Origin of the sequence: Streptomyces sp. NPDC093591 (assembly GCF_044764885.1) — a bacterium.
Taxonomy (GTDB): domain Bacteria; phylum Actinomycetota; class Actinomycetes; order Streptomycetales; family Streptomycetaceae; genus Streptomyces.
The window spans coordinates 272,139-285,869 of sequence record NZ_JBIWIY010000016.1 but is presented as its reverse complement, the minus strand read 5'-3'; the positions used below and the strand labels follow the sequence as shown (position 1 = coordinate 285,869).

Sequence of the window (13,731 nt, the reverse complement as noted above, 5' to 3'; positions counted from 1 at the left end):
CCCCCCCCCCCCCCCCCCCCCCCCCCCCCCCCCCCCCCCCCCCCCCCCCCCCCCCCCCCCCCCCCCCCCCCCCCCCCCCCCCGGCCCCGACCCACAACGCACCCAAAGGCGCTACACGCACCCCCACCGAACAGCAACGGGCCGCCGCAGGCACCCCCCGCTCAACCGCCGGAGGCAGGCCGCTCACGATCCGACCCGCACAACTCCTCATTCAGCTCCTTCACCAACTGAACCAGATCGGTAGGCCGCTCCGGCCCCCACCAGTCCCCCAACATCTCCGCGAACGACTCCTCCCGCACCCGAGCCAACCGCTCGGCAACCTCCCGCCCCCTCTCCGTCAGCACAAGATCCAGCCCCTCCCGCACAGCCAACCGCCGCACCTCCACCTCCCGAGCGGCGTCAAGGATCACAGGCAGCGGCACAGCACTGCGCTCCGCAAGCACGGCCGGCTCCACCCAGCCGTACTTCTTGATCCGCAGCAGCAGCCACCCCGCCGCCGGCAGCAGGTCGTACCCGGCCCGCTCGATGATCGTCCGATACACCTCCCGCCGCCCCTCCCGCGTCCCGAGCACGGACAACGCCCGGCACACCTCGTCGTACGACGACCGCTCCACCGGATTACTGGCCAGCGTCTCGGTCACGTCAGGCGCGGTCACGGACCCCCGCAGCTTGTCCTCCCGCAGCAGCCAGGCCAGCCCGAACCCCACCAGCGCCACAGGAACGGCGTACAGGAACACATCCGTGATCGAGACCGCGTACGCCTCCAGCGCGGCCGGCCGCAGCACAGCAGGCAACTCGGCGATGCCACGCGGATCCGCCTCGAGCCCCTCCAGCGAGACACCGGCCGGCAGCCGCACCCCTCGAAACGCCTCCACCAGCTGGTCGTCCAGCCGATTGGCGAAGAGCGTGCCGAAGATGGCGACCCCGAACGAGGCCCCGATGGACCGGAAGAACGTCGCCCCGGAGGTGGCGACGCCGAGATCCTCGTACGAGACGGCGTTCTGCACGATCAGCACCAGCACCTGCATGACCAGCCCGAGCCCCAGCCCGAAGACGAAGAAGTAGACGCTCATCTCCCAGGTGGAGCTGTCCATGTCGAGCTGGTGAAGCAGCAGCAGACCGAGCGTCGTGACCCCGGTCCCGGCGATCGGGAACACCTTCCAGCGCCCGGTACGGCTGACGATCTGCCCGGACCCGGTGGACGACAGCAGCATGCCGACGACCATCGGCAGCATGTGCACACCGGACATGGTCGGACTGACCCCCTGCACGACCTGCAGGAACGTCGGCAGATAGGTCATCGCGCCGAACATGGCGAACCCGACGACGAAGCTGATGACGGCGGAGAGCGTGAAGGTCCGCACACGGAACAACTTCAACGGCAGCACCGGCTCCGTGGCCGTGCGCTCCACGGCCACGAACGCGACGGCGAGCACAGCCCCGAGGACGCCGAGCCCGACGATCTGCACCGACCCCCAGCCCCACGTCGTCCCGCCGAGGGACGCCACGAGCACCAGGCAGGTGGCAACAGAAGCAATGAGGAACGTACCGAGGTAGTCGATGACATGCCGCGTCGACCTGCGCGGGATACGCAGCACGACAGCGATGACGGCAAGGGCGACGACCCCGACGGGCAGATTGACGTAGAACACCCACCGCCAGCTCAGATGCTCCGTGAACACCCCACCGAGCAACGGCCCCAGCACACTGCTCGCCCCGAACACGGCCCCGAACAGCCCCTGATACCGCCCGCGTTCACGGGGCGGGACGATGTCACCGACGATCGCCATGGACAGCACGATGAGTCCGCCTCCCCCGAGCCCCTGGACGGCCCGGAAGGCGATGAGCTGAGCCATGTCCTGCGCCATGCCGCACAGCGCGGAACCGACGAGGAAGATCACGATCGCGATCTGGAAGAGCCGCTTGCGCCCGTACTGGTCACCGAGCTTGCCCCACAGCGGAGTCGCGGCGGTGGACGCCAGCAGATACGCGGTCACGACCCACGACAGGTGATCCATACCGCCGAGGTCGCTGACGATGGTCGGCAGCGCGGTCGACACGATGGTCTGGTCGAGGGCGGCGAGCAGCATGCCGAGGAGCAGCGCGCCGATGGAGACGAGGACGTTGCCGGGCACGTTCTCGTGCGTCTCGACTCCCCGCTTCGGGGGCTGCGCGTCACGCACATTTCCCGTCATACCGTGCGCGTCCCCGGTCATGAAGACCTCCCGAGCGAGTCGTTACCCCTCCCATCGTGATCGCTGTGCCCCGTTATGGCCTGTCGAGTCCGTTTGGAAGCGGCCCTTCCGGGGGTTGGGGAGGCGGCGTGAGGAACGTCTGCATAATCTGGGGAGTTCGCGAGGGGAGGGGACGAACGCGTGACGGAGCCGAGGGGAACCGAGGAAGCAAAGGGCCCGGAAGGCCTGGAAAACCCGGATAGCCCGAATGGCCACCTTTGCCCGGAGTGCGGTGCGCCGAGAGCGGCCGACCACACCCCGTCGTGCGGCTGCGGGCAGCGCGTGTCCGAGGCCCTGCGCGACGCCCGTACGGCACAGGCGGCCGCGGCGGAGGACTTCGACCCGCTGCGCATACGCCCGTACGTGGAGCTGGAGGGCGACGGCGAAACGATGCCGCTACGGGCGATACCGCCGACCTCTCCGCCCTCCGCCCCGCCGCCCACCGACCCGACCTCGGCACTCCCCACCCCCCTGTCCCCGCCGGCGACGGCACCGAGCGCATGGGACCTGAGCCTGTTCGAGCCGGACACGGCCACGGGCGACGAGGGCACCGGGACCGGCGCCGGGGGCGAGGGCACCCGTCACCGCCGTACGCGTATCGCCCTGCTGGGCGTGGGCGGAGCGCTCGTGGCCGTGGTGGCGGCGGCCGGCTTGGCGAGCGGCCTGTTCAGCTACGAGGCGCCGTCACGGGACACGGCACTGCCGGACGACGTACGGGCGAGCGTCCCGGTCCCGTCGACGAGCGAGCCGTCCGAGGAGCCGTCACCGACCGGGACGCCGACGCGTCCGGCGCCGCCGCCCGCGCCCGCGTCGCCCGCCCGGAGCGCGTCCCCCTCACCGTCGCCGTCGAGGTCGAGCCCGTCCCCGACACCGTCACGCTCGACCGAACCCACGCCACCGCCCTCGGCGACCGAGGCCCCGGACGCCCAGGAGGAATCCGCCGCCCGGGAGCCGGAGCCCCCGACCCTGGGCCGCGGCGACCGGGGCCCCGAGGTGACGGAACTGGAACTCCGCCTGACCCAACTCGGCCTCTACACGAGGAAACCCGGCGGCAGCTACAACGAGGGCGTGGAGGACGCGGTCAGCAGGTACCAGTGGGCGCGGGGGATCCAGGCGGAGGAGTACGGGGTGTACGACCTGGTGACGAGGGAGAAGCTGGAGTCGGAGACGACAGAGCCGTGACGCTGCGCCGGCCGAGCCGGGACCTGCGAGGTCGGCGGCACTGTTGCGCGGGTTGTTCGCCCAAGCAGGCGGGACTTCCCGTTCACCAGCGGCCGCGGGTCATGTGTGGCTGGTCGCGCAGTTCCCCGCGCCCCTTGGGTGCTCTGCAGCGCCGTTGACAGTCGAGCCGACCCGCGCTGCAACCAACCCAGGGCGCGGGGAACTGCGCGACCGGCCCGACACCACCCGCAGCCGCCGTCGAACCGACAGCCCCGAGCTCTCAGGCGATGACCAGCCGAATCCCCCCACCTACCGCAGCCTCGACCCGCACCTCCCGCAGATCCTCAACCAGCACGTCCGGCGCATAGAGCCCGGCCCGCGCCCCGACCCCCACAACCCGCATCCCCGCGGAGCGCCCCGCCTCGATCCCGGCCCCCGAGTCCTCGAACACGACACAGTCCCCCGGCGCGACCCCCAACTCCGCGGCCCCCTTCAGGAACCCCTCGGGGTCGGGCTTGCTCGCGCCCACGCACTCCGCGGTCACCCGCACCTCCGGCAGCTCCAGCCCGGCGGCAGCCATCCGCGCCGTGGACAGCGCGACATCGGCCGACGTCACGAGCGCATGCGGCACGCCCCGCAGCGAGGCCAGAAACTCCGGCGCCCCCGGAATCGGCACCACGCCCTCCACGTCCGCCGTCTCCTCGGCGAGCATGCGGGCGTTGTCCGCGTGGTTCTGCTCCATCGGCCGGTCGGGCAGCAGCAGCGCCATCGAGGCGTGCCCCTGGCGCCCGTGCACGACCTTCATCACCTCGTCCCCGTCCAGCCCGTGCCGTTCGGCCCAGCGACGCCAGATCCGTTCCACGACGGCGTCGGAGTTGACGAGGGTGCCGTCCATGTCGAGCAGGAGGGCACGAGCGGTGAGCACGGTGGGCGTGGTGGGCACGGTGGTGGCCGGCATCGGCAGCTCCAGGGCGAGGGGCACCGGGGGTACAGGGGTGGCCCCCGGGAGGGACAAGGTGGCCCCGCCCGCCGGTCAGGGAAAACGGGCGGGAACCACTTTGTTCCCCCACGGTACAAAACCGAAGCCCGTTCCCGCTACCGCCTCCGGAAACAGTTCACCGACAGTTCAGCTCGCCCCAGGCCCACCCACGACGCACCGCCGGCCTCACCACCGCCTCACTGCCTGCCACCACCTCACAGCCACCCCACCGGCGCCTCACCGCCGCGTCACCCGGTGACCGCCTCCCACAGGCTCCACACCCCGAGCCCAAGCATCACCAGCGCCGCCACCTTGGTGATCAGCCGCAACGGCACCCGCCGCATCAACGCCTTCCCCCCGACGATCCCGATCCCCGCCACGGCCCACAGCGCCAGCACCGCACCGAGCCCGACCGACAGCGGATCGTCGTAACGCGCGGCGAGATTCGCCGTCATGATCTGGGTCAGATCCCCGAACTCGGCGACCAGGATGAGCATGAACCCGGCCCCGGACACCTTCCAGAAGGACTGGTTCTCCGGCTTGCGGATCTCCCCCTCGTCCTCGTCCCCCTTCATGAGCAGCACGGCCGCGCCACCCAGGAAGAGCACACCCGTCAGCGCGTGCACGATCTGCTGCGGCAGCAGCGTCAGCACACTGCCGGCCGCCACGGCCAGCGCGACATGCACGGCGAACGCGGCGGCGACACCGGCGAAGACGTAGGAGGCGCGATAGCGCGTACCGAGGACGAGCCCGGCGAGCGCGGTCTTGTCGGGCAGTTCGGCGAGGAAGACGACGCCGAAGACGACCGCCGTCACGGTGAAGCTGATCAAGGTTCCTCAATCGGTCGGGGCCGCCCCACCGAGAGCATTGTCAGTGCGTTCACTGCGCTGCGACACCTCGGCACGGCAGCACACTCGTCGCCCGTGCCGTACGACACGGGCGTGCACTGCTTGCCGAAGGTCTCGCTGGCCGACCTCATGGACGAGGTCCGCCTCCGGGCGCCGGCTCAGGCGAGCTGAGCAGTATGTCGACGGTCCGGCGAAGAGCTACTCCCCTTCTGCGCCACCCATCGTACGCGACGCCGTCGAACGCCCGCCGAACGGCCCATGAAGGCTCCACCGAACGCCCTGCCGAACGCCCTGCCGAACGCCCCGCCGAGCGATTCACAGGAAGAAAGTGCCGCACTCAACCTTGTCGTGTCATGTGCGCGTCATTAGCTTCTTACCGGACGCACACCTCCCCGCAACACGGCGCCGCGAGCATTCCATCGCTCGCACGCCAACACCCCCACCTCCCAAGGGAGTTCGCATGTCGAAGTTCTACGCGCGTCGACGGGTCAGCATACTCGCGGCCCTCAGCGGCCTCATAGCCTCCGTCGCCCTCTTCAACGCCCCGACCGCCTCCGCCGCGCTCCCCACGCCCGTCAGCGGCGCGACCGCCCGCAGCTACCTGGCCCAGCTCACCGTGGCCACGGAGGACCGCACCGGCTACGACCGCGACCTCTTCCCGCACTGGATCACCCAGTCCGGCACCTGCAACACCCGCGAGGTCGTCCTCAAGCGCGACGGCACCAACGTCGTCCAGGACTCCGCCTGCGCCGCCACCAGCGGCCGCTGGGTCTCCCCGTACGACGGCGCCACCTGGACCGCCGCCTCCGACGTCGACATCGACCACCTCGTCCCGCTGGCCGAGGCCTGGGACTCCGGCGCCGACAGCTGGACCACCTCCCGGCGCCAGGCCTTCGCCAACGACCTGACCCGCCCGCAGCTGATCGCCGTCACCGACAACGTGAACCAGGCCAAGGGCGACCAGGACCCGGCCACCTGGATGCCGTCGGTCAGCTCGTACCGCTGCACCTACGTGCGCGCCTGGGTCCAGGTGAAGTACTACTACGACCTCTCGGTCGACTCGGCGGAGAAGTCCGCCCTGACGAACTACCTCGCGAGCTGCTGAACAGAGCACCGACGGTGAGCTGACGGAGTTCGGCAAACCGTGACCTGCGGAACCTCCCCGCTCCCCTCCGTCGTTCCGTACCGTACGGGGCGACGGAGAGGGGCGATGACGTGGCCGAACTGCGCCTGGGACCACTGCTGAGGTACGCCGACGGCTCGGCGGCGACCGTCTGGGTCGAGGCGAGCCGTCCGTGCGCCGCCGAGGTGCGCGGGGCGGAGGGTGCCCACGGCACGTCCCGCACGTTCCAGATCGCGGGCCACCACTACGCCCTGATCCCGGTGACCGGTCTGACCCCGGGATCCTCACAGTCTTACGAGGTCCTCCTCGACGGCACACGCGTGTGGCCGCTGCCCGACTCCCCGTTCCCGGACTCCGTCATCCGCACCCCTGCCGACGGCGATCCCGTCCGCCTCGCCTTCGGCTCCTGCCGGTGGGCCGCGCCGCCGGCCGGTGAGGAGGACCCGGTCGGCCCGGACGCCCTGGACACACTGGCCGCCCGGATCGCCGCCGACCCGGACGGCGAGCGGCCGGACGTGCTGGTGCTGCTGGGCGACCAGGTGTACGCCGACGAGACCTCCAAGGCGACCCGGCACTGGCTGGCCGCCCGGCGCGATCTGAGCGAACCGCCGGGCGACGAGGTCGCGGACTACGAGGAGTACACCCGCCTCTACTACGAGTCCTGGCTCGACCCGGAGGTGCGCTGGCTGCTCTCCACCGTCCCCAGCTGCATGATCTTCGACGACCACGACGTCATCGACGACTGGAACACCTCCGCCGCCTGGCTCGCCGACATGCGGGCCACCCCGTGGTGGCGGGAGCGGCTGCTGAGCGGACTGATGTCGTACTGGGTCCACCAGCACCTGGGGAACCTCTCCCCGGCCGAGCTGGCCGCCGACCCGCTCCTCGCCGCCGTACGCGAAGTCCCGGACGGTACCGACCTGTTGCGCGACTTCGCCTGTCGCGCCGACGCCGAACCGGCCTCCGTCCGCTGGAGCTACCGGCGCGACTTCGGCCGCGTACGGCTGCTGATGGTGGACACGCGGGCGGCCCGGGTGCTCGACGAGGACGCGCGCTCGATGCTCGACCCGGGCGAGGCGCGGTGGCTGCGCGAGCAGGCGCTGGACGATCGCGGTTCGTACGACCACCTCCTCATCGGTACGTCCCTGCCCTGGCTGCTGCCGCACCTGGTGCACGACGCCGAGGCGTGGAACGCGGCCCTGTGCCGGGGCGATCGCGGGGAGCGCTGGGCGCGGTTCGGGGAGGATCTGCGGCGACGGGCGGACCTGGAGCACTGGGCGGCGTTCCCGTCGTCCTTCGACGCGCTGGCGGAACTCATCGCCGAGGCCGGCTCGGGGGCGCAGGCGCCGGCGACGGTATGTGTGCTCTCCGGGGACGTGCATCACGCGTACGTGGCCGAGCCGACCTGGCCGAGGGGGCAGGGCCCCGACGCCCGCGTCTTCCAGCTGACCTGCTCGCCCGTCCACAACGCCATCCACCTGGCGATCCGGCTCGGCTTCCGCTTCGGCTGGAGCGGGGTGGCGCGGATGCTCGGCCGGTGGTTCGCGGGACACGGAGGCTGTCCACGGCCACCGATCGACTGGCGCAGGACGGGCGGCCCCTGGTTCGGCAACCAGCTCATGACCCTGACGCTGCGCGGACGTTCGGCACGGCTGCGGCTGGAGCAGGCGCGGGCGGGACGGGGTGCGGAGGGGCGCGGCACAGGGGCACGGTTGCGGACGGTGGCGGAGTCCGAACTCGCCCCGTGACCGACCCGCACTCACCGCTGCCCCACCCCACGACCCGACCTCGCCCCATAACGGGCCTGCCTCGGCCCTGCCTCGACACGCGACCGCCCCGGACCCACCGCCTGATCGGCCCGCCCTCACCCGTGATTGCCCCCTTCGCCCACGATCAGCTCATCCCCTGCCACGTCGCAGGTCCTATCCGCCCCACCATCGACCCTGGCTCGGCACGCGCCCGGCCCGGACCCGCCGCTGATCGGTCACCCTCGCCCACGATCAGCCCAGACCCGCCACATGACGCCCCAGACCCGCCACGTGACGCCCCCGACTCGACACGTGACCCAACCCGTTGACGCGCGATCACCCCCGACCCAACGCGCCATCCATCCACCCTCGCCCCATAATCAACCCTTTCCCACCGCTTGCGACCCACGTGGCACGTGATGCTCGTGATGCATCCCACACTCGCTCACCCCGGGTCTCGGTTCGCCCCACTCCCGACGGCATGATGAGCCGGACCGTCCGCTTCCATCCTGCGGATCGCTCCAATGCGCCCCACACGCCCGGGAGTCACCCCTTTGTCTGTACCGACCTCCGTACCGACCCCGGAGTCCCCCACGGTCTCCGTCGCCCTGGTCGGCGCCGGCCCCCGCGGCACCAGCGTTCTGGAACGCCTCTGCGCCTCGGCTCCCGAGCTCCTCCCGCCCGGCGCCCGCCTCACGGTCCACGTGGTCGACCCGGCGCCGCCCGGACCCGGGCGGGTGTGGCGGACCGCGCAGTCGTCCGAGCTGTTGATGAACACGGTGTCCTCACAGGTCACGCTGTTCACCGACGACAGCGTGGACTGCTCGGGCCCGGTCCGGCCCGGCCCCAGCCTCTACGACTGGGCGGCAGGCGCGCTGGGCCCGGACGAGTACCCGACCCGTGCGCACTACGGCCGGTACCTGGAGTGGGTGTTCGCGAAGGTCGTGCGCGAGGCGCCCCCGGCGATACGCGTCGAGACGTACGCGGCCCGTGCGGTACGGCTCGACGACGCGCCCGACGGCCGCCAGGTCCTCACCCTCGACGACGGCCGCACCCTGCCCGGCCTGTCCGCCGTGGTCCTGGCACAGGGGCATCTGCCGACGGCCGCCGACGCGCCCCAGCGCCGTCTCGCCGCGTACGCCGAACACCACGGCCTGCGCTACGTACCGCCCGCGAACCCGGCCGACGTCCACCTCTCCCCCGTACCCCCGGGGGAACCGGTGCTGTTGCGCGGCCTGGGCCTCAACTTCTTCGACCACATCGCCCTGTTGACCACGGGCCGCGGCGGCCGCTTCGTACGTACCGGCGAAGAACTCCGCTACGTCCCGTCCGGCAACGAGCCCCGCCTGTACGCCGGTTCGCGCCGCGGCATCCCGTACCAGGCGCGCGGCGACAACGCGAAGGGGCCGTACGGCCGTCACCTCCCGCTCGTCCTGACCCCGGAGGTGATCGCCGGGTTCCGCAAGCGCGCGGACTCGGGCGAGGCGCCGGACTTCCTCGCGGAGATATGGCCGTTGGTGGCGAAGGAGGTGGAGACGGTCTACTACACGGCGCTGATACCGCCGGCCCGGCGGCCGGAGTTCGCCGCACGCTTCCTCGCCGTCCCGCACCGCGAGCCTCAAGAACCCTCCCTGCTCGACGAGTTCGGCGTCCCGGAGCACGAGCGCTGGAGCTGGGACCGGATCTCCCGCCCCTACGCGGAGTGCGACGTCGCGGATCCCGTGCGGTGGCGCGCGTGGCTGCTGGCCCACCTGCGCGAGGACGCCGCCGAGGCCGCCCGGGGCAATGTGCGCGGCCCACTGAAGTCGGCCCTCGACGTGCTGCGCGACCTGCGCAACGAGCTGCGGCTGATCGTCGACCACGGCGGCCTCACCGGCACCTCGCGCCGGGACCACCTGGACCGCTGGTACACCCCGCTCAACGCCTTCCTGTCCATCGGCCCGCCCCGCCGGCGCGTGGAGGAGCTGACGGCCCTGATCGAGGCGGGCGTGGTGGAGGTGCTCGGGCCCCGGCTGGAGGTGCGGGCGCAGGACGGGGCATGGGTTGCGCACTCGCCCGAGGTGCCCGGCTCGACGGTCCGGGCGACGACCCTGATAGAGGCCCGCCTGCCGGAGCCCGACCTGCGCCGCACCGCCGACGACCTGCTGGCCGGGCTGCTGAAGACCGGGCAGTGCCGCCCGCACACCGTCGACGGTTACGAGACGGGAGGGCTGGACGTGACGCAGCGGCCGTACCGTCTGATCGACCGTCAGGGCCAGGCGCACGCGAGGCGCTTCGCGTTCGGTGTGCCTACGGAGGGTGTGCACTGGGTGACGGCGGCGGGGGCGCGGCCGGGTGTGGATTCGGTCACTCTTTCGGACGCGGATGCGGTGGCGAGGGCGGCGCTACGTGCGGCCACTTACGGGGCGGAAGGGGATTCCGGGGTCGATTCTTGGCCGAATGTTGAACTTGCAAGCATTGATTAGGACTACCTAACGTGGGGCCTACCGATCGGTATCCGTCCCCACGCCGTCCCTCACAGGGACGGCAGACCCCAGACCGAGGGAGTCCCCCACATGACCGGACGCCTCAACAGCGCCCAGCCTTACGCCATCGGCCTCTTCCGCATAGTCGTCGGCCTGCTCTTCGCCTGCCACGGCGCCAACTCGCTCTTCGGTACCTTCGGGGGCCGGACCGTGGAAGCCGGCACCTGGCCCGGCTGGTACGCCGCAGTGATCGAACTCGTCGGCGGCAGCCTGGTCCTGCTCGGCCTCGGCACCCGCGCCGCGGCGTTCATCTCCTCCGGCGCCATGGCGTACGCGTACTTCAAGGTCCACCAGCCCCAGGCCCTGTGGCCCATCGAGAACCAGGGCGAAGGCGCCGCCATGTACTGCTGGGCCATGTTCCTGCTGATCTTCACCGGCTCCGGCGCGCTCGGCCTGGACCGGCTGTTCGCCAAGCGTTCCGGCGCCGAGAGCAGGACGGCGGCCGACAAGACGCCGGTCGCCGCCTGACGGCTGCTCAGGCATCCGCCCAGGCCCGGCCCCACGCCCGGCCCCGGGCCGGCCCGTTGCGACGGCGCCCGTATCCGCGAGGCTCACGCGGTACGGGCGCCGTTTCACCGCGCTCGTCCGCACGACAGCCGCGTGAACATCCTGTGCCGAACACACGAGCCCCCGATGGATCTCCTGTCAGACCCCGGGCGTACGCTGTATGGCTGTCATAGGCCGCCCCTGCCGCTCCCCCACGACGTCGCGGCACGGTCTGGCCACGGGGGAAACGGGGAGTTGCGGTGTTCGAGGGTCTCGGGGACGTGGGTTTGCTGACAGCGAGCCCATGGATCTACGTGGTGGTCGGACTGTCGGTCCTGCTGGACGTGTTCGTGCCGGTCCTGCCGAGCGGCGTCCTGGTGATCACGGCGGCGACGGCGGCGGCCGCGGGTTCGGGCGCCGCGACCGGCCAGGTCCCCGGCGACGTCCCGGACATCCTGGCCCTGACGCTCTGCGCCGCGACGGCCTCCGTCCTCGGCGACCTGGTCGCCTACCGCCTCGCCTGGCGCGGCGGCGCCCGCCTGGACCGCGCGATCGCCCGCTCCCGCCGCCTGACCTCGGCGCAGGAACGTCTCGGCACGGCCCTGGCCCGGGGCGGCGGCGCCCTGGTGGTCCTGGCCCGCTTCGCCCCCGCCGGCCGCTCGGTGGTCTCACTGAGCGCCGGCGCCACACACCGCAGCCCGCGCGACTTCCTGCCCTGGTCCGCCCTGGCAGGCGTCACCTGGGCCACGTACAGCGTGGCCCTCGGCTATTTCGGCGCCCAGTGGCTGGGCGCGACGTGGCTGGCGACGGCGGTGTCGGTGGCGGCACTGTTCGCGGCGGGGGCGGGGGCGACGTACGTGATGCGCCGGAAGCCGGCGTAGCCGCCCGCAGGTCCGGCCGCTGGAAGCACCAGGCGTCAGGCGTCAGCCGGCCTTGCGCGCCGGCGCGGCGCCACGCACCTCCAGCCCGTCGAGCAGGTCGGCCGTGGCCTCGGCGATCAGATCGACGGCACGGTCGAAGACCTCCCGGTTGTGCGCGGCGGGAGCCCGGAACCCGGAGACCTTGCGCACGTACTGCAGGGCGGCGGCCCGGATCTCCTCCTCCGTCGCCTCTTCGGGCAACGCGGGCGGACGAAGCGTCTTGATACTGCGGCACATGTCCAACAGTCTCCCTCGGGGAGGGGCCTGTCTGCCATGATCACGTCGAGGCGGCCACCACAACGGGGCCGACCGACGAGAGGAATCACATGACGGCGCATCCCACGGCGGCGAACGACAGCGCGCCGACCGACCGTCTCACCGTGGCGGTACTCGGCCCGGGCGGCATAGGCGGCCTGCTCGCCGCCCTGCTGTCCAGGGCCGGCCACCGCGTGATCTGCCTGGCCGGCGACGAGACGGCCAAGACCCTGCGTACGACCGGAATCCACGTCCGCAGCGGCCTGTTCGGGGAGTTCACGGCAGAGGTCGAGACGGACACCGAGCTCCGGGAACCGGTCGACGCCTGCCTGATCGCGGTCAAGGCCACCGCCCTCGACGCCGCCCTGACCCGCGTCCCGCCCACCGCGCCGGGCGACGCCCTGATCGTCCCCTTCCTGAACGGCGTGGAACACCCGCAGACCCTCCGCACCCGCTACCGCCCCGACCGCGTCGCCCCCGCCGTCATCCGCGCCGAGTCGACGCGTATCGCCCCGGGGGAGATCGAACACGCCAGCCCCTTCGCCGAGATCGACCTCACCGGCGACCCGGTCCCCCGCGGCCGCCTCGACACCCTCGCCCACGCCCTGGCCACGGCCGGCCCCACCACCCGCGTCTGCCAGGACGAGACGGCGACACTCTGGGCGAAGATGTCCTTCCTGGCCCCGTTCGCCCTGCTGACCACCCACCACGCCCTTCCCCTGGGCGAAGTACGCACCCACCACCGCGAGGAGCTGACCTCCCTCGTCGAGGAAACGGCAGCCGTCAGCCGCGCCTGCGGCGGCCCCGCCGACCCGGCCCAGGCGCTCGCCCGCTACGACGCCTTCCCACCGAGCACGAAGTCGTCGATGCAACGTGACGCCGAGGCGGGCCGCCCCCTCGAACTGGACGCGATCGGCGGCGCGTTGCTGCGCGCGGCGGAGCGGCACGGGACCCCCGCACCGGTGACGACCCGCCTGGTACAGCAGCTGAGGACCGTCGGCCACTAGGCCCCCCATCAGGCCCTTACCGACTCACACACTCGTTCGCATGAACCACCCAAAGAAACTCGCCACCCAAAATCGAACAGGCGTAGCATTGGGCCGTGGCTACGCCCTATGACTTTCCGAGTGACCTCCTCGCCGGCCAGGAGGAGCTGCATCAGGTCCGGGCCGAGCTGTCGGCCCTGCTGAAGCGACTCCCCTGGTCGGTCGTACCCCTGGACGGATTCAGCGACGACAACGGCTGGCGCAAGGTCGAGCGCCCCGCCTCCCCCGGCTGGACGGAGGACGAGCAGGCCGAGGTGGAGAAGCTCCGGCACCGCGAGCACGAACTCGCGGTCTTCGTCAGCGGCCACCGCTTCTGGTCGGACCTCACCGGACCGGAACGGGTGGACGCCCGCACAAAGCTGAAGCACGCCCACGAGGCACCCGCCGAGGCGGAGAACTGAAACGC

General features: G+C 71.8%; 12 protein-coding genes. 8 read left to right on the top strand and 4 right to left on the bottom strand.

Annotated features, from left to right (window positions below):
- Nucleotides 1-161: 161 nt before the first annotated feature.
- Nucleotides 162-2,216: an MDR family MFS transporter gene (locus ACIREI_RS31725; RefSeq protein ID WP_403340032.1), complete on the bottom strand. Its 2,055-nt coding sequence runs from the start codon at nucleotides 2,214-2,216 to the stop codon at nucleotides 162-164.
- Nucleotides 2,217-2,516: 300 nt separating this feature from the next.
- Here ACIREI_RS31725 and ACIREI_RS31720 point away from each other — a divergent pair, with 300 nt between their 5' ends.
- Complete coding sequence (locus ACIREI_RS31720) at nucleotides 2,517-3,416, top strand: peptidoglycan-binding protein (protein ID WP_403340029.1); 900 nt, start codon at nucleotides 2,517-2,519, stop codon at nucleotides 3,414-3,416.
- A 259-nt stretch (nucleotides 3,417-3,675) separates the two neighbouring features.
- Here ACIREI_RS31720 and ACIREI_RS31715 read toward each other — a convergent pair whose 3' ends face one another.
- Nucleotides 3,676-4,353: an HAD family hydrolase gene (locus ACIREI_RS31715; protein WP_403340026.1), complete on the bottom strand. Its 678-nt coding sequence runs from the start codon at nucleotides 4,351-4,353 to the stop codon at nucleotides 3,676-3,678.
- A gap of 269 nt (nucleotides 4,354-4,622) precedes the next feature.
- On the bottom strand, nucleotides 4,623-5,204 hold the full coding sequence (locus tag ACIREI_RS31710; protein WP_403340024.1) for a TMEM165/GDT1 family protein: 582 nt from the start codon (nucleotides 5,202-5,204) through the stop codon (nucleotides 4,623-4,625).
- 478 nt (nucleotides 5,205-5,682) lie between these two features.
- Between ACIREI_RS31710 and ACIREI_RS31705 the strand changes: the two genes are divergently transcribed.
- The 5 genes from ACIREI_RS31705 (at nucleotide 5,683) to ACIREI_RS31685 (ending at nucleotide 11,985) form a co-directional block, all read left to right on the top strand.
- A complete protein-coding gene (locus ACIREI_RS31705; RefSeq protein WP_403340021.1) occupies nucleotides 5,683-6,327 on the top strand; it encodes an HNH endonuclease family protein in 645 nt (214 codons plus the stop codon).
- A 110-nt stretch (nucleotides 6,328-6,437) separates the two neighbouring features.
- Nucleotides 6,438-8,093 (top strand): alkaline phosphatase D family protein, encoded by a 1,656-nt coding sequence (locus ACIREI_RS31700; RefSeq protein WP_403340018.1) that lies wholly within the window; start codon nucleotides 6,438-6,440, stop codon nucleotides 8,091-8,093.
- A gap of 524 nt (nucleotides 8,094-8,617) precedes the next feature.
- Nucleotides 8,618-10,558 carry an FAD/NAD(P)-binding protein gene (locus ACIREI_RS31695; protein WP_403340015.1) on the top strand — a complete coding sequence of 647 codons (1,941 nt, stop codon included), beginning with the start codon at nucleotides 8,618-8,620 and terminating at the stop codon, nucleotides 10,556-10,558.
- 90 nt (nucleotides 10,559-10,648) lie between these two features.
- On the top strand, nucleotides 10,649-11,086 hold the full coding sequence (locus tag ACIREI_RS31690) for a DoxX family protein (RefSeq protein WP_403340012.1): 438 nt from the start codon (nucleotides 10,649-10,651) through the stop codon (nucleotides 11,084-11,086).
- Nucleotides 11,087-11,364: 278 nt separating this feature from the next.
- Nucleotides 11,365-11,985, top strand: a complete 621-nt coding sequence (locus ACIREI_RS31685; RefSeq protein WP_403340009.1) for a DedA family protein — start codon at nucleotides 11,365-11,367, stop codon at nucleotides 11,983-11,985.
- A gap of 42 nt (nucleotides 11,986-12,027) precedes the next feature.
- Here the strand turns inward: ACIREI_RS31685 and ACIREI_RS31680 are convergent, their stop codons facing one another.
- Complete coding sequence (locus ACIREI_RS31680; RefSeq protein ID WP_274238571.1) at nucleotides 12,028-12,261, bottom strand: DUF2277 domain-containing protein; 234 nt, start codon at nucleotides 12,259-12,261, stop codon at nucleotides 12,028-12,030.
- A gap of 89 nt (nucleotides 12,262-12,350) precedes the next feature.
- On the opposite strand from ACIREI_RS31680, the gene ACIREI_RS31675 reads away from it, so the two are divergent.
- A complete protein-coding gene (locus ACIREI_RS31675) occupies nucleotides 12,351-13,286 on the top strand; it encodes a ketopantoate reductase family protein (RefSeq protein ID WP_403340006.1) in 936 nt (311 codons plus the stop codon).
- A 95-nt stretch (nucleotides 13,287-13,381) separates the two neighbouring features.
- Entirely contained in the window at nucleotides 13,382-13,726 is a 345-nt protein-coding gene (locus ACIREI_RS31670; protein WP_403340005.1) for a hypothetical protein, read from the top strand.
- Nucleotides 13,727-13,731 lie beyond the last annotated feature (5 nt).

Coding starts and splice junctions, on each gene's coding strand:
- ACIREI_RS31725 (WP_403340032.1), bottom strand. CDS start 2,216: ATGACCGGGGACGCGCACGGTATGACGGGAAATGTGCGTGACGCGCAG.
- ACIREI_RS31715 (WP_403340026.1), bottom strand. CDS start 4,353: ATGCCGGCCACCACCGTGCCCACCACGCCCACCGTGCTCACCGCTCGT.
- ACIREI_RS31705 (WP_403340021.1), top strand. CDS start 5,683: ATGTCGAAGTTCTACGCGCGTCGACGGGTCAGCATACTCGCGGCCCTC.
- ACIREI_RS31695 (WP_403340015.1), top strand. CDS start 8,618: ATGCGCCCCACACGCCCGGGAGTCACCCCTTTGTCTGTACCGACCTCC.
- ACIREI_RS31690 (WP_403340012.1), top strand. CDS start 10,649: ATGACCGGACGCCTCAACAGCGCCCAGCCTTACGCCATCGGCCTCTTC.
- ACIREI_RS31680 (WP_274238571.1), bottom strand. CDS start 12,261: ATGTGCCGCAGTATCAAGACGCTTCGTCCGCCCGCGTTGCCCGAAGAG.
- ACIREI_RS31675 (WP_403340006.1), top strand. CDS start 12,351: ATGACGGCGCATCCCACGGCGGCGAACGACAGCGCGCCGACCGACCGT.